At 35.3% G+C, this 19677-nt stretch carries 20 protein-coding genes; 9 read left to right on the forward strand and 11 right to left on the reverse strand.

Annotated elements, in window-relative coordinates; translation table 11 throughout:
• Positions 1-40: 40 nt before the first annotated feature.
• Positions 41-1960 carry a tetracycline resistance ribosomal protection protein Tet(M) gene (gene tet(M), locus HMPREF0631_RS02395; RefSeq protein WP_002843300.1) on the forward strand — a complete coding sequence of 640 codons (1920 nt, stop codon included), beginning with the start codon at positions 41-43 and terminating at the stop codon, positions 1958-1960.
• 118 nt (positions 1961-2078) lie between these two features.
• A complete protein-coding gene (locus HMPREF0631_RS09635) occupies positions 2079-2246 on the forward strand; it encodes a cysteine-rich KTR domain-containing protein (RefSeq protein WP_000336323.1) in 168 nt (55 codons plus the stop codon).
• A 59-nt stretch (positions 2247-2305) separates the two neighbouring features.
• Here HMPREF0631_RS09635 and HMPREF0631_RS02405 read toward each other — a convergent pair whose 3' ends face one another.
• On the reverse strand, positions 2306-2659 hold the full coding sequence (locus tag HMPREF0631_RS02405) for a helix-turn-helix transcriptional regulator (protein WP_001227347.1): 354 nt from the start codon (positions 2657-2659) through the stop codon (positions 2306-2308).
• A 504-nt stretch (positions 2660-3163) separates the two neighbouring features.
• Here HMPREF0631_RS02405 and HMPREF0631_RS02410 point away from each other — a divergent pair.
• The 4 genes from HMPREF0631_RS02410 to HMPREF0631_RS02425 all read left to right on the forward strand — a co-directional run bounded on the left by HMPREF0631_RS02410 (position 3164) and on the right by HMPREF0631_RS02425 (position 5776).
• Positions 3164-3586: a sigma-70 family RNA polymerase sigma factor gene (locus HMPREF0631_RS02410; protein WP_000804885.1), complete on the forward strand. Its 423-nt coding sequence runs from the start codon at positions 3164-3166 to the stop codon at positions 3584-3586.
• The gene (locus HMPREF0631_RS02415; protein WP_000857133.1) at positions 3583-3813 is read left to right on the forward strand and encodes a helix-turn-helix domain-containing protein; all 231 of its coding nucleotides are present in this window, start codon (positions 3583-3585) and stop codon (positions 3811-3813) included. Before HMPREF0631_RS02410 ends, HMPREF0631_RS02415 begins: the two co-directional genes overlap by 4 nt.
• Positions 3814-4273: 460 nt before the next feature.
• Positions 4274-4477 (forward strand): excisionase, encoded by a 204-nt coding sequence (locus HMPREF0631_RS02420; RefSeq protein WP_000814511.1) that lies wholly within the window; start codon positions 4274-4276, stop codon positions 4475-4477.
• Between the two features lie 81 nt (positions 4478-4558).
• A complete protein-coding gene (locus HMPREF0631_RS02425) occupies positions 4559-5776 on the forward strand; it encodes a tyrosine-type recombinase/integrase (protein WP_001291561.1) in 1218 nt (405 codons plus the stop codon).
• A 361-nt stretch (positions 5777-6137) separates the two neighbouring features.
• On the opposite strand, the gene HMPREF0631_RS02430 is transcribed toward HMPREF0631_RS02425, so the two are convergent.
• Both HMPREF0631_RS02430 and HMPREF0631_RS02435 read right to left on the reverse strand, forming a co-directional pair.
• The gene (locus HMPREF0631_RS02430) at positions 6138-6695 is read right to left on the reverse strand and encodes a hypothetical protein (protein WP_002843235.1); all 558 of its coding nucleotides are present in this window, start codon (positions 6693-6695) and stop codon (positions 6138-6140) included.
• A gap of 478 nt (positions 6696-7173) precedes the next feature.
• Positions 7174-7392 (reverse strand): helix-turn-helix transcriptional regulator, encoded by a 219-nt coding sequence (locus HMPREF0631_RS02435; RefSeq protein WP_002843172.1) that lies wholly within the window; start codon positions 7390-7392, stop codon positions 7174-7176.
• A gap of 626 nt (positions 7393-8018) precedes the next feature.
• Here HMPREF0631_RS02435 and HMPREF0631_RS10415 point away from each other — a divergent pair.
• Together HMPREF0631_RS10415 and dapA are read left to right on the forward strand one after the other, a co-directional pair.
• Positions 8019-8219, forward strand: a complete 201-nt coding sequence (locus tag HMPREF0631_RS10415) for a transposase (protein ID WP_080547779.1) — start codon at positions 8019-8021, stop codon at positions 8217-8219.
• 346 nt (positions 8220-8565) lie between these two features.
• Positions 8566-9450 carry a 4-hydroxy-tetrahydrodipicolinate synthase gene (dapA, locus tag HMPREF0631_RS02445; protein WP_002843189.1) on the forward strand — a complete coding sequence of 295 codons (885 nt, stop codon included), beginning with the start codon at positions 8566-8568 and terminating at the stop codon, positions 9448-9450.
• 89 nt (positions 9451-9539) lie between these two features.
• Here dapA and HMPREF0631_RS02450 read toward each other — a convergent pair whose 3' ends face one another.
• On the reverse strand, positions 9540-9758 hold the full coding sequence (locus HMPREF0631_RS02450) for a hypothetical protein (protein ID WP_002843301.1): 219 nt from the start codon (positions 9756-9758) through the stop codon (positions 9540-9542).
• A 226-nt stretch (positions 9759-9984) separates the two neighbouring features.
• Between HMPREF0631_RS02450 and hpt the strand changes: the two genes are divergently transcribed.
• Positions 9985-10530: a hypoxanthine phosphoribosyltransferase gene (hpt, locus tag HMPREF0631_RS02455; RefSeq protein ID WP_002843192.1), complete on the forward strand. Its 546-nt coding sequence runs from the start codon at positions 9985-9987 to the stop codon at positions 10528-10530.
• A gap of 141 nt (positions 10531-10671) precedes the next feature.
• Here hpt and yihA read toward each other — a convergent pair whose 3' ends face one another.
• From yihA to rph, 7 genes are all read right to left on the reverse strand, one after another.
• The gene (yihA, locus tag HMPREF0631_RS02460) at positions 10672-11295 is read right to left on the reverse strand and encodes a ribosome biogenesis GTP-binding protein YihA/YsxC (protein ID WP_100068878.1); all 624 of its coding nucleotides are present in this window, start codon (positions 11293-11295) and stop codon (positions 10672-10674) included.
• A gap of 165 nt (positions 11296-11460) precedes the next feature.
• Positions 11461-13833, reverse strand: a complete 2373-nt coding sequence (gene lon / locus HMPREF0631_RS02465; protein WP_002843269.1) for an endopeptidase La — start codon at positions 13831-13833, stop codon at positions 11461-11463.
• 243 nt (positions 13834-14076) lie between these two features.
• Positions 14077-15345, reverse strand: coding sequence for an ATP-dependent Clp protease ATP-binding subunit ClpX (clpX, locus tag HMPREF0631_RS02470; RefSeq protein ID WP_002843242.1), 1269 nt, complete (start codon positions 15343-15345; stop codon positions 14077-14079).
• Between the two features lie 24 nt (positions 15346-15369).
• Positions 15370-15954 carry an ATP-dependent Clp endopeptidase proteolytic subunit ClpP gene (gene clpP, locus HMPREF0631_RS02475; protein ID WP_002843239.1) on the reverse strand — a complete coding sequence of 195 codons (585 nt, stop codon included), beginning with the start codon at positions 15952-15954 and terminating at the stop codon, positions 15370-15372.
• A gap of 198 nt (positions 15955-16152) precedes the next feature.
• Positions 16153-17436 carry a trigger factor gene (tig, locus tag HMPREF0631_RS02480; RefSeq protein WP_002843257.1) on the reverse strand — a complete coding sequence of 428 codons (1284 nt, stop codon included), beginning with the start codon at positions 17434-17436 and terminating at the stop codon, positions 16153-16155.
• Positions 17437-17547: 111 nt separating this feature from the next.
• Positions 17548-18024: a metallophosphoesterase family protein gene (locus HMPREF0631_RS02485; protein ID WP_002843291.1), complete on the reverse strand. Its 477-nt coding sequence runs from the start codon at positions 18022-18024 to the stop codon at positions 17548-17550.
• A 145-nt stretch (positions 18025-18169) separates the two neighbouring features.
• Entirely contained in the window at positions 18170-19597 is a 1428-nt protein-coding gene (gene rph / locus HMPREF0631_RS02490; protein ID WP_002843193.1) for a ribonuclease PH, read from the reverse strand.
• Positions 19598-19677 lie beyond the last annotated feature (80 nt).

Consider the following 19677-nt stretch of genomic DNA (forward strand, 5'->3'; position numbering starts at 1 on the left):
TTTTTATGCCCTTTTGGGTTTTTGAATGGAGGAAAATCACATGAAAATTATTAATATTGGAGTTTTAGCTCATGTTGATGCAGGAAAAACTACCTTAACAGAAAGCTTATTATATAACAGTGGAGCGATTACAGAATTAGGAAGCGTGGACAAAGGTACAACGAGGACGGATAATACGCTTTTAGAACGTCAGAGAGGAATTACAATTCAGACAGGAATAACCTCTTTTCAGTGGGAAAATACGAAGGTGAACATCATAGACACGCCAGGACATATGGATTTCTTAGCAGAAGTATATCGTTCATTATCAGTTTTAGATGGGGCAATTCTACTGATTTCTGCAAAAGATGGCGTACAAGCACAAACTCGTATATTATTTCATGCACTTAGGAAAATGGGGATTCCCACAATCTTTTTTATCAATAAGATTGACCAAAATGGAATTGATTTATCAACGGTTTATCAGGATATTAAAGAGAAACTTTCTGCCGAAATTGTAATCAAACAGAAGGTAGAACTGTATCCTAATATGTGTGTGACGAACTTTACCGAATCTGAACAATGGGATACGGTAATAGAGGGAAACGATGACCTTTTAGAGAAATATATGTCCGGTAAATCATTAGAAGCATTGGAACTCGAACAAGAGGAAAGCATAAGATTTCAGAATTGTTCCCTGTTCCCTGTTTATCACGGAAGTGCAAAAAACAATATAGGGATTGATAACCTTATAGAAGTGATTACGAATAAATTTTATTCATCAACACATCGAGGTCAGTCTGAACTTTGCGGAAAAGTTTTCAAAATTGAGTATTCGGAAAAAAGACAGCGTCTTGCATATATACGTCTTTATAGTGGCGTACTGCATTTGCGAGATTCGGTTAGAATATCGGAAAAGGAAAAAATAAAAATTACAGAAATGTATACTTCAATAAATGGTGAATTATGTAAAATCGATAAGGCTTATTCTGGAGAAATTGTTATTTTGCAAAATGAGTTTTTGAAGTTAAATAGTGTTCTTGGAGATACAAAACTATTGCCACAGAGAAAAAAGATTGAAAATCCGCACCCTCTACTACAAACAACTGTTGAACCGAGTAAACCTGAACAGAGAGAAATGTTGCTTGATGCCCTTTTGGAAATCTCAGATAGTGATCCGCTTCTACGATATTACGTGGATTCTACGACACATGAAATTATACTTTCTTTCTTAGGGAAAGTACAAATGGAAGTGATTAGTGCACTGTTGCAAGAAAAGTATCATGTGGAGATAGAACTAAAAGAGCCTACAGTCATTTATATGGAGAGACCGTTAAAAAATGCAGAATATACCATTCACATCGAAGTGCCGCCAAATCCTTTCTGGGCTTCCATTGGTTTATCTGTATCACCGCTTCCGTTGGGAAGTGGAATGCAGTATGAGAGCTCGGTTTCTCTTGGATACTTAAATCAATCATTTCAAAATGCAGTTATGGAAGGGATACGCTATGGTTGCGAACAAGGATTATATGGTTGGAATGTGACGGACTGTAAAATCTGTTTTAAGTATGGCTTATACTATAGCCCTGTTAGTACCCCAGCAGATTTTCGAATGCTTGCTCCTATTGTATTGGAACAAGTCTTAAAAAAAGCTGGAACAGAATTGTTAGAGCCATATCTTAGTTTTAAAATTTATGCGCCACAGGAATATCTTTCACGAGCATACAACGATGCTCCTAAATATTGTGCGAACATCGTAGACACTCAATTGAAAAATAATGAGGTCATTCTTAGTGGAGAAATCCCTGCTCGATGTATTCAAGAATATCGTAGTGATTTAACTTTCTTTACAAATGGACGTAGTGTTTGTTTAACAGAGTTAAAAGGGTACCATGTTACTACCGGTGAACCTGTTTGCCAGCCCCGTCGTCCAAATAGTAGGATAGATAAAGTACGATATATGTTCAATAAAATAACTTAGTGTATTTTATGTTGTTATATAAATATGGTTTCTTGTTAAATAAGATGAAATATTCTTTAATAAAGATTTGAATTAAAGTGTAAAGGAGGAGATAGTTATTATAAACTACAAGTGGATATTGTGTCCTGTATGTGGAAATAAAACACGATTAAAGATAAGGGAAGATACTGAATTAAAAAAATTCCCCCTCTATTGTCCGAAATGCAGACAAGAAAATTTAATTGAAATAAAGCAGTTCAAAGTAACTGTGATTACAGAGCCAGACGCAAAGACGCAGAGCCGATAAAATGAGATTAATACAATCTCATTTTATCGGCTCTTTCCGTTATGTATGGATTCTTTTAATTAGTCTTCGATGTTTCTTGCTTCGTTGATACCGCTGGCTAAAGATTCCATTAAGGATAGTTCTTTGTCTGTAAAGCTATCCATGTATTTCTCTATCTGTAATCGTCGGGTGCTTTTTACCAAGTTATTAGCAGGTAAGAAAAATTCATCAACGGAAACATGAAGTAACGATACAAGGTCATAAAGAACTTGTATGCTGGGGTGTTGCCCCTTATTTTCAATATTAGTTAAGTAACGTGGGTCAATTTCAATCAATGCTCCCACTTGTTCACGAGTTAAACCTCGTTTCAATCGAGCTTCTTTAATGGCTAAACCAAAGGCTCTAAAATCATATTTATCTTCTTTTTTACGCATAGTAGACCACCTCTATACATTTTATTGTTCCTACTGAATTAAAAACAGGTATAGAAAAACGTGTTATATGGTTTATAGGTTTATATTTAATAAAAAGCACTACTAAACGCCAATAAAAAAAACCGTTATATGGTAGTGCTATTTACGCTGTTAAAATATTGTATATTACTTCCAAATGGCGGTTTGTTGGAGGTCAACGTCGCCATGAAGTACATCATATACAATAAATTTCCTTACATTGGGTTCTTGTCAAAAAAAGTCGTCTATCTGCAATAGATAAGTACGTCCACCAATGTGGTTTTATAAATCATATAGATAGAATAACAGAAGCATGTAAACAGAGAAATAAATCTGTTTATATGCTTTTTTGGCTATTCAGAACTTTTTTACAAAGTTTATTTATCAGTAATGCAACAAATCCCCCTTTCACATTGGGACTAAGAGTGAAAGGAGATAAACGAGCAAGGCTCACTTCCTTTCCTAGACAGAAAGGGGGTGAGAAACATGAAACCATCTTCTTTTCAGACCACAATAGAAAATCAGTTTGACTATATCTGTAAACGTGCTATGGAAGACGAGCGAAAGAATTATATGCTTTATCTTTCAAGGATTGCAAAGCGTGAGGTGTCCTTTTCGGATGTTGGCGATTATCTTGTTAGCCAGTTTGCGACAACAGATAACTATTCAACTGACTTTCAGATTTTTACACTCAATGGGTTATCAGTAGGCGTTGAAAATGATTTGTTGAGTGAAGCATTACGTGAGTTGCCAGACAAGAAACGTGAAATTCTACTGCTGTTTTACTTTATGGACATGAGCGATTCAGAAATTGCAGACCTGTTGAAATTGAACCGTTCTACTGTCTATCGGCATAGAACCAGTGGACTAGCCTTAATTAAAAAGTTTATGGAGGAATTTGAAGAATGAAAACACAATATCCTATGATTCCCTTTCCTCTCATTGTAAAGGCAACAGATGGCGATACCGAAGCGATTAACCAGATTCTACATCATTACAGAGGGTACATAACGAAGCGTTCCCTACGACTTATGAAAGATGAATATGGCAATCAAAGTATGGTCGTTGATGAAGTCTTACGTGGAAGAATGGAAACCAGACTGATTACAAAGATTTTGTCATTTGAAATTAAGTAATATCCTCTCTCCTTTCGTGGAAGCGTGCTAAACCATTCCACGCTTCCCGAACAGGGAGGTTTGTTATTCCACCAAAGCATATTGAGCTTTCAATGTGTTTTGATAGGCTAACGAGCCATTGTTCTTTGAAAACTGAATAAAAGTAATCGAATACGTTTCGATAAGAAAAGAGCCAACGGAACTAACCGCCATGACCTATCTTATAAAGATAGCGAGCGATTCATGTTAGTGATCCGAGAAGCAATCTTTAGCAGGATTGCCTGCAACGACATTCTTATCGTGATAATGATACTCCCATACAGTCAATAGTCCGAGCGTGATAAAACCGTCGCAGGCAATGAGTATGGCTACATGAGAACCATGCAGGGGTGGAACTCCCGTGAGCTTTGCTAAAGCTGTTCGATTGCTGGTAAAACAACTTTTATGAAATCCAAATAAGTGATTTGGAAAGGAGGATTTTATGAAGCAGACTGACATTCCTATTTGGGAACGTTATACCCTAACCATTGAAGAAGCGTCAAAATATTTTCGTATTGGCGAAAACAAGCTACGACGCTTGGCAGAGGAAAATAAAAATGCAAATTGGCTGATTATGAATGGCAATCGTATTCAGATTAAACGAAAACAATTTGAAAAAATTATAGATACATTGGACGCAATCTAGCGTCGCCAAAGGGTCTTGTATATGATAAAATAGTATTAAGTCGTATCAAGGCTCTTTCCATAAAGGAAAGGAGCAAATGCCATGTCAGAAAAAAGACGTGACAATAAAGGTCGAATCTTAAAGACTGGAGAGAGCCAACGAAAAGACGGAAGATACTTATACAAATATATAGATTCATTTGGAGAACCGCAATTTGTTTACTCGTGGAAACTTGTGGCTACAGACCGAGTACCAGCAGGAAAGCGTGATTGTATCTCACTTAGAGAGAAAATCGCAGAGTTACAGAAAGACATTCATGATGGTATTGATGTTGTAGGAAAGAAAATGACACTCTGCCAGCTTTACGCAAAACAGAACGCTCAAAGACCAAAGGTTAGAAAAAACACTGAAACTGGACGCAAATATCTTATGGATATTTTGAAGAAAGACAAGTTAGGTGTAAGAAGTATTGACAGTATTAAGCCATCAGACGCTAAAGAATGGGCTATTAGAATGAGTGAAAATGGTTATGCTTATCAAACCATCAATAACTACAAACGTTCTTTAAAGGCTTCATTCTATATTGCTATACAAGATGATTGTGTTCGGAAGAATCCATTTGACTTTCAACTGAAAGCAGTTCTTGATGATGATACTGTCCCTAAGACCGTACTAACAGAAGAACAGGAAGAAAAACTGTTAGCCTTTGCAAAAGCTGATAAAACCTACAGCAAAAATTATGATGAAATTCTGATACTCTTAAAAACAGGTCTTCGTATTTCAGAGTTTGGTGGTTTGACACTTCCAGATTTAGATTTTGAGAATCGTCTTGTCAATATAGACCATCAGCTATTGAGAGATACTGAAATTGGGTACTACATTGAAACACCAAAGACCAAAAGTGGCGAACGTCAAGTTCCTATGGTTGAAGAAGCCTATCAAGCATTTAAGCGAGTGTTAGCGAATCGAAAGAATGATAAGCGTGTTGAGATTGATGGATATAGTGATTTCCTCTTTCTTAATAGAAAGAACTATCCAAAAGTGGCAAGTGATTACAACGGCATGATGAAAGGTCTTGTTAAGAAATACAATAAGTATAACGAGGATAAATTGCCACACATCACTCCACATAGTTTGCGACATACATTCTGTACCAACTATGCAAATGCAGGAATGAATCCAAAGGCATTACAGTACATTATGGGACATGCTAATATAGCCATGACGCTGAACTATTACGCACATGCAACATTCGATTCTGCAATGGCAGAAATGAAACGCTTGAATAAAGAGAAGCAACAGGAGCGTCTTGTTGCTTAGTAGTACAAATGAATTTACTACTTATTTACCACTTCTGACAGCTAAGACATGAGGAAATATGCAAAGAAACGTGAAGTATCTTCCTACAGTAAAAATACTCGAAAGCACATAGAATAAGGCTTTACGAGCATTTAAGAAAATATAAAAAGATAATTAGAAATTTATACTTTGTTTGATAATAAACATATACACCTAATAAACATGCTTTTGGCTATTTTTTCATTTATTTTCATAACTTTAAAACACACCACACTTTTTAACATGCAAATCGCGTGTTAATAACTAAATTGTTTTAGAATAATAACTTAATATCTATAAAGTACGATTTAAAAATTTTAAATAAACTTTAAAGTTCGCTTATTTAAGCAAATACTTCTACATAAATACATGTTCCTTTCAGCTCTGATACCTTTACCATACCACCAATCGCTAAGTTATCTTTAGAATAAACAGTTACTCTTTTTGAATTTAAATCCATAACATATTTACCATTTCCATTATTTTTTATAATTGTACCAGTTTTATTAATAAACTTATCTAACATTTTTTCCCTTGACTTTCTTCCTAGCTCTCTCGACATAATAATTATAATATCAATAACTATCAAACTTGGTATTAATCCAAATCTAAATGATGTAAGAAGTATAACTACACCAGCACCAATAAAACTATTTATAACACCAAATGTTAAAGTTTTACCAGTTACAAAAGGGTCGTTACTCTTACTTTCAAAGTAAGACACGATAACTGTAATAATACCACCTATAACACCAATATATGAAAATATTATTGCTTCAGTAGTACCTACAAAATATTCATTTATGAATAAGAAAATAAATGCAGATACGACTGTGGTGATAAAAATGGAAATAAAATCTTTCTTTCTTAAATAACTCAGCTTTTCTTCTCTGTTCTTCATTAAAATCACTCCTTATACAATATATTTATGTTTATCACTATAACATACAAATTTTTATAAACAAATAATCGACAACACAATACTCTCATCTTATTTATCCTGAATTAAAATAAAAATCTATATCACGACAAAAGTTATACTCCAAATCGATAAAATTCAGATTGTATTTATTCGTTTCCCTTAAGAGTTGGTTTTTATTAAATTCTCCACATTTTTAAATTATCCAGAAACAAAACATATATTTAAAAGATCTTTTATAATATTAATCCACCCCACTTTACCTCTTTATTTGGGTTTTAATACAGTGTCAATACTTTTTGCTGTAATTTCCTCTACCAACTTTCACCATACAACAACACATATCTACGACTTTCTTATAAAAAAATGAATATACTCTGTTCAAAAAAATCTTTAGTCATACTTTAGACTATATTATATTTTAAAACATTAAATTTTTTTCTTAATCTTTCTTATATTATCAATCTTTTATTTCACATTTAAAAAATAATTCTCCATGACAAACTCCTAATACCTCTGCTAATTTGATCGCTTTAGCAATAGATGGTATTAATACTCCTCTCTCAATATTACTAATATACTGTTGAGAAAAATCTGCCAACTTTGCCAATTTCAACTGAGTATACCCCCTTTCTTTTCTGATAACAGAAACACTATTACAAACCTGAAATTTTTCCAAAATATGTCCTCCTAAACTTTATTAAGTATATTATAAACTTTTACTCTAAAAAAATACAACCAAAAATTGTAAAATTAAAAATTGTATTTTATTATTTTCAAAGATATGTAAATTACGATGTAATAAAGCACGGTTTCAAAATTTCGAAAGTAAAGTAAAACAATGTAGGTAAATACACATTTACGTTGGTTGTAAAAAAGCAAAGGTTCTACTGTAAGCACTGCAACTCTACTTTTACAGATGAAACATCTATCACAGATAAAAGATAATACATATCAAATAATGTGAAAAAATCTATAAAATTAAATCTATGTTAAACAATATCTATGGATTTAATAGCAAAAGAACAAAATGTATCTACTTATACAATTATCAGAGTTCTTCATTCGACAGAACAGAAAAAAGAAAATACTATTTTCCTACTGTGCTTGGAATAGACGCACCCGAGGGCATTAAAAATTCAATTAGTTAGCATAGTTGATTCCTCTATGAGTGTAAATATTATGGATATAGAGTCAGGATGTATCTTTGATATACTTACTGACAGAAGTCAAAGGTACTTGTTGGAATACTTTAATTTATTTCCTTTAAAGGCTAGAAATATAGTATAATCCGTAACAACAGACATTTATACACCGTATATTTACTTGTCAAAAAAAGTATTTCCCAATGCTAAAATAGTAATTGATAAATTTCATATCGTTCAGTTGCTTACCAGTGATTTATACAAACTTATAATCAATGAAATGAAGGTCTTAGACACAAAATCAGTTGAATACAAAAGGTTAAAACACTACTGGAATATTGTACTTGCAAAGAAATGGTAATTAAATAATGTACAATTTTACAAAAACAAGTATTCTAAAAATGTAACCGACTCATTGGATATATTGGACCATATTATGAATAGTAACGATAGTTTGAAGGTATGGAAGCCCTCTTTCAAATATCAGTTTACTAGTCCTAAAATACTAGTCAAGACTAAAATGAATAGGCAAGGCCTAGTCTTGACATATATTTTAGGACAAGTACCGATATTTTTGCAAGAGTGGCAAAAAAGTATACAAATTGATATTGCAATTTACGGGAAAATATTATTTTATACTTAATATAAATAATATTCACTAATTGTGGTATAATTACAAATATATACAGCGAAAGGAGTATTAATATATGATTTTTAAAGGATGTGCAATTAGACTTGTTACACCATTTTCTGATACGAATGAAGTAGACTTTGATAAACTAGAAAAATTATTGGACAAGCAACTAGGACTCGGTGCTGCTGCAATAATAGTAGGCGGCAACAACGGAGAGTTTTTGACTATGTCAGATGAGGAGATATCTTCTCTTATAGACTTTGTGGTTAAGAAGGTAGACAAAAAGATACCTGTACTTGCCCAGACAGGTTTTAATGATACAAGAAGGTCAATAATCCTAGGTATAAAGGCTAATCAGTCAGGTGTAGATGCCCTTATATTTGAACCACCTTACTACAATGTTGGTAACGAAAAGGGAATCTTGAGTCACTACAGGTCTCTAGCCATGACTTGTGACCTACCTTGCTACATATTTAGCGACTCTGAGCACTCAGGCTCAAACCTACCTATAGGTCTTTTGGCAAAACTAGCCGCTATAGACAATATTGTAGGAATCATAGAGACATCAAACGACATAGAGCATATAGCTAGAATGATATCTAGCCTTCCAAGCAATTTCGATATAATCTCTGCAAACGACTCAATAGCACTTGCAGCCCTAAGCCTTGGAATAAAATCCCTAGCATCTAGCTTGATTAATATCGTACCAAACCAGGTACTAGATATGTACAAGCATTTTGAATCAGGCAAGATTGAATACGCTCGTGAAATACAGATAAATAACTTTGCCCTTATAGATGCACTTAAACTTGAAGTAAACCCTATTCCAGTAAAGACTGCAATGAATATGATGGGAATCGAGGTTGGAGACTTTAGACTACCTATTGGAACAATGCACCCTGATAGGGCTGCCCAGCTAGCTACCATACTAATGGACAATAATATTAAATCATACTAAAATAAAAAAGCAGTTAGACCAAATATGTACCCTTTCACTGGTTGACCAGTAAAATATATACATATGAAGTCTAGCTGCTTTTATATTTACTATGAAAGTTTTGTTCTCTTCTTCATCCTATCAACAAATTCTTCACTAAGTTGTGAATCTAAATCAGTATTCAAGGATAATTCTAGGGCAAAAAACATATCATCTTCAAATACGTCTCCATATTTTTCTATGGCTATCTTCTGCTTCTCATTGAAAATATCCCTTGTGTTAGACTTTGACCACTTATCGCTATAAAGTTTTTTCTTCTGATTATTCATAATAAGGTGTCTCCCATTGTAAAATTTATACCACAACTATCTATTATATATTAACCTGAGAATTTTTCAAGTTATTTTTACTTTCTTGCTGGTAATATTTGACCATAATGATACTAATAATATATAATAGGTTTATTAATAAAATATGATTCTTATCTTATTACCTATATACCCCTTAAGTATCTGGGTAATCCAAGATAAATTCTCAAATAATACGGAGGAAACAATGAATATAGAAGATAGAAAATGGGAAATGATGTTTGATAGCTACATCCTATCTAAGAGAATTAAAGAGCTAGGTGACAAGATAAACCAGGACTACAAGGGAAAAAATCTACTTGTAATATCCCTACTAAAGGGTAGTTTTATCTTTTGTGCTGACCTTGTAAGGGCCATAGATTCTTATAATCTTACTGTAAATTTTATGACTACTTCAAGCTATGGTAGGTCCACTGAATCTAGCGGTAATGTTGTAGTAAAGTCTGATATATCAATCGAAGATATATCTAATTTTGATGTCCTTATAGTTGATGACATAACTGATACTGCTCATACTATGGACTTTGTAGTTAAGCATATAGCAAAAAAGAATCCGAAGTCTATTAGGACTTGTGTTCTTTTGGACAAGCCTTCTAGGCGTGAGGTTGATTTTACTGCTGACTATATAGGATTTGAGATTGAAGATAAGTTTGTTGTTGGATATGGATTTGACTTTGAAGATAGGTATAGGAATGTGCCTTATATTTTCTGTGTTACTGACGAGTTGAGGTAGTTATTGGTTTGGATGGAGGCGGGTATTTTTTTAAAATTATAGCGTTGATGGTAATTATCTTTTCCATGCTATGTATGGTATGATTCTATTACTATCAACGCTATTTGTTTATATCCAGTTTTTAATATATTTCAACATATTTTAGTCTACTGTTTTTTCATATGTCACTATATATCCATGTTGGGCATATTGGTCTACAATTTCGTCCCAAAGTACTTTCATTCCTACATTTGATGATGAGGATGTAAGTATTATCTTGTCTTCTTTTGCCATTTCAAGTTTCTTCCTAATTATGCTTGTATGTTTCTGGTATTGACCTCTTGATATCTTGTCTGCCTTTGTAGCTACTACTACGCAGTTGTATCCAAAATGCTTGATCCATTCGTACATCATCTTGTCATCTGCTGTAGGTTCATGTCTGCAATCTACCAATAGGAATATTGCGCATAGTTCTCTTCTATCTGATAGGTACATCTCCATGATTGCACCCCATTTTTCTTTTTCCGTTTTGGCTACTTTTGCATATCCATAGCCTGGTAGGTCAACAAAGTAGAATTCTTCATTGATTAGATAGAAGTTTATTGTCCTTGTTTTTCCTGGTGTTGATGATGTTCTAGCGAAGTTCTTCCTAGATAGTAGGCCATTGATTACTGATGATTTACCGACATTGGATCTTCCTGCTAGGGCTATCTCAGGTATTCCCTCTCCTGGATATTGTGATCTATTTACAGCACTCATTGTAATCTCTGCTGTCCTGATCTTCATCTTTTCTTCTTGTCTCACCTTTTCGTCTATTGTCGTAGGTTTTTTAGGTGCTACTTTTTTTTTGACAGGCTTCTTGACCTGTTTTTCTTGCTTGTTCTGATTTCTTCTTCTGTTTTTCTTTGGTTTTGTTTCAGACACTTTAGTATTTTCTTCCATTTTTTCACCTTACATTCTCTCTAGAAGGGCAACTTCTAATACCTCTTCCATCTTATCTACCAAGACAAATTCTATATCGTTTCTTACTGTCTCTGGTATTTTTTCTATGTCTGCTTCGCACTCTTTTGGTAGGATAATCTTTCTTATTCCCATCCTGTATGCTGCAAGGACTTTTTCTCTTACGCCACCGACTGCAAGGACTCTACCTCTTAGGGTTATCTCTCCTGTCATGGCTATATTTCCTGGTACTGGCCTATTTGTAAGTGCTGATATTGTTGCCAGTGTCATGGTAATTCCTGCTGATGGCCCGTCTTTTGGTGTTGCTCCTTCTGGTATATGTATGTGTATGTCCTTGTTCTTATAGAATTCTGGCTCTATATCCAACTTATCCGCTATTGACCTGATATATGAAATACCTGTCCTAGCTGATTCTTTCATGACGTCTCCCATCATTCCTGTTAGGACTATCTGGCCCTTGCCTGGTAGGACGCTTACTTCTATCTCTAGTGTAACGCCGCCTACTGCTGTCCATGCTAGTCCGTTTACTAGGCCTACCTGTGGGTTCATATCCAGTGGTTCTTGTCTATATTTTTCCTTGCCTAGGTATTTTACTACAAGTTCTTTTGTCATTGTAACTGGCTTTAGCTTTGGATTTTCGACCATTTCCTTGACTACTTTTCTGCAAAGTTTGCCGATTGTCCTCTCTAGCTGTCTTACTCCAGCTTCTCTTGTATACCTATTGATTACATACTTGATTACTTCGTCATCCATCTTTATAAAGTCTTTGCTCAAGCCGTTTTCTTTAAGCTGCTTTTTAAGGACAAAATTCTTGACTATCTCTAATTTTTCTTCTTCTAGGTAGCCTTCTATATCTATTACTTCCATCCTGTCATACAGTGGTCTAGGTATATTTCTCAGATCGTTGGCCGTTGTTATAAATAGGACCTTTGATAGGTCAAACGGCAACTCTAGGTAGTGGTCTACAAAGTACTTGTTCTGTTCTGGGTCCAATACTTCTAGCATTGCTGATGTAGGGTCTCCCTTAAAGTCGCTTGCCATCTTGTCTATCTCATCTAGTAGTATAACTGGATTTTTTGACTTGGCTTCTTTCATGGCATTGATTATTCTACCAGGAATAGCTCCTATATATGTTCTTCTATGTCCTCTTATCTCTGCCTCGTCTCTTACTCCACCTAGGGATATCCTAACAAAGTGTCTTCCAAGTGATCTTGCAACTGACTTTGCTATTGATGTCTTACCAACCCCTGGAGGTCCTGCAAGACATATGATAGGTCCCTTTAGGTTTTTGGATAGCTTTCTTACTGCTAGGTATTCTAGAATCCTATCCTTGACATCATCTAGGCCATAGTGGTCTTCGTTAAGGATTTTCTCTGATTTTTTGATATCAAATCTGTTTCTTGATTCCTTGTTCCAAGGAAGTGAGAATATAGTATCCAAGTAGTTCTTTGACACATTATAATCTGGTGAACCAACTGGTGTCCTCTCAAATTTTTCGATCTCTTTTTCAATCTTTTCAAATGTTTCTGCGTCTATCTTTAGTTCATTTAGCTTGGCCCTATAGCCGCTATCTTCTCCCTCGTCTGGTATTTCTCCAAGTTCTTTCTGGATAGCCTTCATCTGTTCTCTTAGATAGTAGTCCTTCTGGATCTTGTTCATCTGCTTTCTTACATCTTGATTTATCTTCTTGTCTATCTTGATCACTTCTAGCTCTCTTTGTAGATAGTCGTAAATCATCTTCATTCTTTCTTCTACATCAAGTGTAACAAGGATTTTTTGTCTATCTGAGAACTTCAAGAATAGGCTTGATGCTATTATATCTATCAGCATTGAATATCCCTCTGCATCTGCTAGGTCCATAGATGCATCTGATGTCATCTCTACTGCTATAGATATATAGTTTTCAAATCCCTTCATCAGACGTCTAGAGTATGCCTCTAGGGTATTCTTCTCTTCGTCTGTAAATTGGTCTTCATCAAACTCTATAGGCGTAATCTGACCCATCCATGCATTGTTTTCGTCTATCCACATCTTTTCAAGTTTAGCTCTTCCAAGACCTTCAACCAAGACCCTAATAGATGTCTCAGATGTTCTGATCACCTGCTTTACGCTACAGATAGTACCTATAGTGTATATGTCATCTATGTCTGGCTCCTCAACTAGTGAATCAAACTGGCTGGCTAGGAATATTTTCTCCCCATTTATCATGCTCAGTTCGAAGCTCTCTATAGAGTTTAATCTACCTATATCAAATGACTGCAATATACATGGAGAAATTGATATTCCCCTTAGTGGTATCATAGGCATTTCTATAGTATCTTTGTATATTATTACATTATTATCTTTTACTTCATTGTTTTCCATAATACTCTCCTTTCAACATAAATCCCCTAAGACTTTAAATCAAATTGATTTAATAGCACCATCGGGCAAATACGTATATATTATTATATATGTAAGTATACCTATTTTCAACTGATTTGTAACATTTAATAGTGCTTATTCAATAATTTTCGCAAATTTTTGTTCCTTATTGTACTTTTACTGCAAAAATATGCTTCTTAACTAAAAAAAGGAACCCAATTTCAAAATTGGATTCCAAAATTACTAACTTATAGGGCTATCGTTTATTACTTCTCTTACATCTTTGAATACTATCTCTGGTTTTGCATTTTCTTCTATGCAGTCTCTTTTTATTATTACTTTTTCAACATTCTCTAATGATGGAACTTCATACATCACATCCATCAAGGCATGTTCAATAATACTTCTAAGACCTCTTGCACCAGTTTTTCTCTCGATAGCCTTTTGAGCAACTGCTCTTAGGGCATCTTCTTCAAACTCAAGCTTTGCATCATCATACTCGAACAACTTCGCATACTGCTTTGTAAGAGCATTCTTTGGTTCTGTAAGTATCTTGACTAGGGATTCTTCATCTAGTAGGTCAAGAGTCGCTAGCACTGGAACTCTACCTATAAACTCCGGTATCAAACCGAATTTTAGTAGGTCATCAGGTACTACCTGTGAATATAGCTTACCTATATCCATGTCATTCTTAGATTCTATTTTGGCACCAAATCCTAGAGACTTTTCCTTACCACGCTTTTGTACTATCTTCTCTATACCATCAAAGGCACCACCTAAGATAAATAGTATGTTAGTAGTATCAACCTTCAAAAATTCTTGGTGAGGATGCTTTCTTCCGCCTGATGGTGGAACATTGGCAACCGTACCTTCAAGAATCTTTAGTAGGGCCTGCTGTACACCTTCACCACTTACATCTCTAGTGATTGATGGATTTTCAGACTTTCTAGATATCTTATCTATCTCGTCTATATATATGATACCCTTCTGGGCTCTTTCAACATCAAAATCAGCTGCCTGAACCAACTTTAGAATGATATTCTCAACATCTTCTCCTACATATCCTGCCTCAGTAAGTGAAGTTGCATCAGCTATTGCAAATGGAACATTCAAAATCTTGGCTAGGGTCTGGGCAAGCAAGGTCTTACCTGATCCTGTAGGTCCTAATAGGAGGATGTTTGACTTTTGTACTTCAACATCACCTGTAGTATTCTCTGAATATATTCTCTTGTAATGGTTGTAAACAGCTACTGATAGGGCTTTTTTGGCCCCACTTTGACCTATTACATAATCATTTAAGATTTCCATCATCTCTTTTGGCTTTGGAAGATTCATCTCGCCATTTTCCTGGGCTGCATTTGCCAGCATCTCTTCCTCTATTATCTCACTACACAATCCAACACATTCATCACAGATATATACACCAGGACCTGCTATTATCCTCTTGACCTGGTCTTGTGTCTTACCACAAAATGAACATCTGAATTGTTTTTCATTATCTTTATTAGGCACTTAATCACCTCTTTCTATCTCTTCTTATACTCTTCCTGCTATTACTTCGTCTATTAAACCAAAGTCCCTTGCTTCATCAGCAGTCATAAAGTTGTCACGTTCTGTATTGGCCTTTACTGTTTCAAGGTCTTGACCAGTTCTCTCTGCCAATATCTTGTTCAACTTTTCTTTTATACTCAATAGGTACTTAGTGTGTATTTCTATATCTGTAGCCTGACCCCTTGTTCCGCCTAGTGGCTGGTGGATCATAACTGTGCTGTTTGGGAGGGCATATCTCTTACCCTTGGCACCTGCAGCTAGTAAAAATGCACCCATAGATGCAGCCATACCTACACAGATAGTGCTGACATCAGCCTTTATATACTGCATTGTGTCATAGATAGCCATACCAGCTGTTACACTACCACCTGGTGAGTTGATATATAAATGTATATCCTTGTCTGGGTCATCTGCCTCTAAAAACAGCATCTGCGCAACTACAAGGCTAGCTGTTTGGTCATTGACTTCATCGCCCAAAAATATTATTCTATCCTTTAATAGCCTTGAGTAAATATCATAAGATCTTTCACCCCTGCCATCTTGTTCTACGACGTATGGTACTAATGCCATATTATCTCCTCCAAATCTCTTTTTTCTAATAAAGACCACATAATATGATGTGGTCTTTAAAACTAACATACTACTTTATATTATATCATATACCTAAAATTTTCCTATACTAATTTGTTTTTCGCAGCAAATTAGCATAAAGTAACAAATATAATCATAAAGCATGTTATCAATATTCTAGTTTAAGCCTAGTTAAAATTACTTAACTACAGCAGCATCTAATATAAGATCTACAGTCTTTTCTGATCTTATTCTGTTAGATATATTTTCTATATCTTCTGGCTGAAGACTCTTCTTTACCTTTTCTATGTCTATCTGGTACATAGCAGCAAACTTTTCAAGGTCTTTGTCTAGGTCTTCCTGACTTACTTCAACATTTTCAAGTTCAGCTATTTCTTCTACAACTAGAGTACTCTTTACAATGTTTAGGGCATCTTCTCTTCTAGCTTCTCTGATTTCTTCCATAGACTGACCTGATAATTCAGCGAACTGTTCTATTGACCAACCCTGGTAGCTTAACTGCATATTAAGGTCATTTAACATTCTGTCCATCTGAGCTTCTACCATCGAGTTTGGTATTTCTACTTCAACGCCTTCAGCAACCTTGGCAACAGCAGCATCTCTCATCTGTCTCTTAGCTTCTTCTTCTGCATCCTTTTCTAGCTTAGCCTTAACGTCAGCCTTTAATTCAGCTAGTGATTCAAATTCAGTTGTATCCTGAGCGAATTCATCATTTAGTTCTGGTAATTCCTTTACCTTTACTTCATGAAGCTTAACTTCGAATACTACTGGCTTACCAGCTAGTTCTTCTGCTGGGTATTCTTCTGGGAATGTTACGTTTACTTCGAATTCTTCTCCAGCCTTCCTACCTATTATCTGTTCTTCAAATCCTGGTATAAATGTACCTGAACCTATTTCTAGTGAGTAAGCTTCAGCAGTTCCACCTTCAAATGCTTCACCGTTTAGAAGACCCTTGAAGTCTATCACTGCAGTGTTTCCATTTTCTACTGGAGCATCTACAGTTACAACTCTAGCATGGCTCTGTAACATTGAGTTTAGTTCAGCATCTATTCTTTCTTCTTCAACTTCTGCTGATACCTTTTCTATTTCAACACCCTTGTAGTTCTTTACTTCAACTTCTGGTCTAACATCAGCTGTAGCAACAAGTACTAAAGATCCGTCTTCATTTGCTTCCTTGATGTCTAGCTCTGGCTGGCTAACAACCTTTAGGCCTAGTTCATCTACTGCTACTGGATATATTTCTGGTAGTAATATATCTAGAGCATCATTGAAGAATATTCCCTTTCCATAGTTCATTTCGATTATTCTTCTTGGAGCCTTTCCTTTTCTAAATCCATCTATCTTATATCTAGATCTAGTCTTCTTGTATGCCTTTTCTACAGCTGCATCAAATTCCTTTGCATCAACTGCCATCTCGAAGCTTACAGAATTTCCTTCTTTTTTGATTAGTTCTGCTTTCATTTCAATCCTCCTGATTTATTTTAATTTTTCATTATCTTTTATATTTTTTAACACAATTCGACTTCTTAATTATACTATAAAAGTACTCAAATTGCACCTATTTTGTGAAATTTATATATAAAAATAATTATATTGATAGCTACCATTATCTAGGTCCATGACAACATATGATCCTCTGCTTCCATCTCTTGGTTGAGAAAGACTACCTGGGTTTAGTATTAGTAGACCTCCCATATATGTGTCGTCCTTTATGTGGGTGTGACCATATATTACTATATTGGCGCCTATCTCCTGCCCCTTACTAGCTAGTATCTCCGGTCCATACTTTACACTATACCTGTGTCCATGGGTCAAGAAAAACTTGAGTCCTTCAAGCTCAAACTCTATCTCCCTGTCAGTATTTTCAAAGTCGCAGTTGCCTATGACTCCTATAACTGACTTTTTGGATTTTTCCTTGAGATATACAGAATCTCTAAAATTGTCGCCTGCATGGATTATTATATCTATTTTCTCTTCCTCTATTATAGAAAGTAGCTTGTTTAGCCTATCTATTGAATGGTGGCTATCTGATAGTATCAATAATTTCATTCCAACTCCTATTTCAATACACTTAAACTTTTAATACTATGTGCTTTAAATATACTTATACTTTAAGTATCCTTTATATTTCAATATACACTCATTCAAAACATATCTAAGATTATATGCCTTGATTTTTATATAGCTATTTAGCCTATATTGTCCTCTCTGCTAGAATCTTTATTAATTTGTCCTTCATAATCTCTAAGGCACGTGACCTGTGACTAAATGAATTCTTGATCTCTGGTGACAAGACTCCAAATGTCTCATCATAGCCTTCAGGTATAAACATAGAGTCATAGCCAAAACCATTATCTCCACTGGTCTTAATAGCTATCTTGCCCTCTACCTTACCCCTTGCAAGTATTTCTTTTCCATCTGGGAACACAAGTGCTATCACACATACAAACCTTGCTGTACGCTTATCCATAGGTACTCCTTCAAGTTCCTCAAACATCTTGTTCCTGTTGTCTTCATCTGTAGCATTTTCCCCTGCATACCTAGCCGAATATATGCCAGGTCTTTTGTCAAGAGCGTCTACCTCTATACCAGAGTCATCACCTATAGCTATCATTCCTGTTTTTTTGGCTATTGTTCTCGCCTTTATAAGGGCATTGTGCTCAAAAGTCCTTCCATTTTCTATTATTTCAAGACCTTCTAGGTCTACATCCTTCATAGATAATATCTTAAAATCAAGGTCTGACAACATAGTCTTGATTTCTTCTAGCTTGTGCATATTTCCAGTAGCTATAACAGCCTCTCTCTTGTATTCACAACCTATAATTGCATCTGCAACCTCACCCAAGGCCTGTCTTTGAAGTCTCATAAGGTCCCTATTTCCTTTTTCAGCAAGTTCTAATATCCTGCTCAACTCGTCTCTAGTAAAGGGTCTTTCTTCACCAGTCCCCTGGATTTCGATAAATTCACCCCTGTTATTCATGACAACATTCGTATCTACCATAGCCTTAGAGTCTTCCTCATAACATATATCAAGCCTTACCTCATCATCAATTATACCTATACTTATTGCTGCCAATAGGTTCTTTACAGGCATCTTCTTGATCTGACCAGACTTATACAGCTTGTATAGGGCATCTGCTAGGGCTACATAGGCACCTGTAATTGAAGCTGTCCTAGTACCTCCATCCGCCTGTATAACATCACAGTCTATCCATATAGTCCTCTCACCTAGGGCTTCCATGTCTACAACAGACCTGATAGACCTCCCTATCAACCTCTGTATTTCCTGACTTCTGCCATCCACCTTGCCCTTGGATGAATCTCTTTTCTTTCTAGATTCTGTAGCACTAGGCAGCATAGAGTACTCTGCTGTAATCCATCCTGACCCAGCCCCCTTCATAAAATGAGGCACTCCTTCTTCTATAGATGCTGTACAAATAACCTTGGTATTTCCAACTTCTATCAGTACTGAACCAGCAGAATACTTTGTATAATTCCTAGTTATCTTTACATCTCTTATTTGATCAAGCGACCTGCCATCAGGTCTAGAACTTGTATTTTCTTCCTTGTAACCACAGGCAACTTCACTTTTCTTGCCTAATGGGTTCTCTATAATTGCCATCAAACCACCTCACTTGCACTTATACAATTAAGCCTTTTCATTAGCTAAAACATCACTGTTCGTCATTTATTTATAGTTTT

Source organism: Peptostreptococcus anaerobius 653-L, from assembly GCF_000178095.1.
GTDB classification, from domain to species: Bacteria; Bacillota; Clostridia; order Peptostreptococcales; family Peptostreptococcaceae; genus Peptostreptococcus; species Peptostreptococcus anaerobius.

Bases quoted from the DNA above. Each gene is read 5' to 3' on its own strand.
- dapA (WP_002843189.1), top strand. From the start codon at position 8,566: ATGATTTTTAAAGGATGTGCAATTAGACTTGTTACACCATTTTCTGAT.
- rph (WP_002843193.1), bottom strand. From the start codon at position 19,597: ATGGCAATTATAGAGAACCCATTAGGCAAGAAAAGTGAAGTTGCCTGT.
- HMPREF0631_RS02425 (WP_001291561.1), top strand. From the start codon at position 4,559: ATGTCAGAAAAAAGACGTGACAATAAAGGTCGAATCTTAAAGACTGGA.
- HMPREF0631_RS02410 (WP_000804885.1), top strand. From the start codon at position 3,164: ATGAAACCATCTTCTTTTCAGACCACAATAGAAAATCAGTTTGACTAT.
- HMPREF0631_RS02415 (WP_000857133.1), top strand. From the start codon at position 3,583: ATGAAAACACAATATCCTATGATTCCCTTTCCTCTCATTGTAAAGGCA.
- lon (WP_002843269.1), bottom strand. From the start codon at position 13,833: ATGGAAAACAATGAAGTAAAAGATAATAATGTAATAATATACAAAGAT.
- HMPREF0631_RS02420 (WP_000814511.1), top strand. From the start codon at position 4,274: ATGAAGCAGACTGACATTCCTATTTGGGAACGTTATACCCTAACCATT.
- HMPREF0631_RS02485 (WP_002843291.1), bottom strand. From the start codon at position 18,024: ATGAAATTATTGATACTATCAGATAGCCACCATTCAATAGATAGGCTA.
- HMPREF0631_RS02450 (WP_002843301.1), bottom strand. From the start codon at position 9,758: ATGAATAATCAGAAGAAAAAACTTTATAGCGATAAGTGGTCAAAGTCT.
- HMPREF0631_RS02405 (WP_001227347.1), bottom strand. From the start codon at position 2,659: ATGCGTAAAAAAGAAGATAAATATGATTTTAGAGCCTTTGGTTTAGCC.
- clpP (WP_002843239.1), bottom strand. From the start codon at position 15,954: ATGGCATTAGTACCATACGTCGTAGAACAAGATGGCAGGGGTGAAAGA.
- tig (WP_002843257.1), bottom strand. From the start codon at position 17,436: ATGAAAGCAGAACTAATCAAAAAAGAAGGAAATTCTGTAAGCTTCGAG.
- yihA (WP_100068878.1), bottom strand. From the start codon at position 11,295: ATGAAGATCAGGACAGCAGAGATTACAATGAGTGCTGTAAATAGATCA.
- HMPREF0631_RS02430 (WP_002843235.1), bottom strand. From the start codon at position 6,695: ATGAAGAACAGAGAAGAAAAGCTGAGTTATTTAAGAAAGAAAGATTTT.
- hpt (WP_002843192.1), top strand. From the start codon at position 9,985: ATGAATATAGAAGATAGAAAATGGGAAATGATGTTTGATAGCTACATC.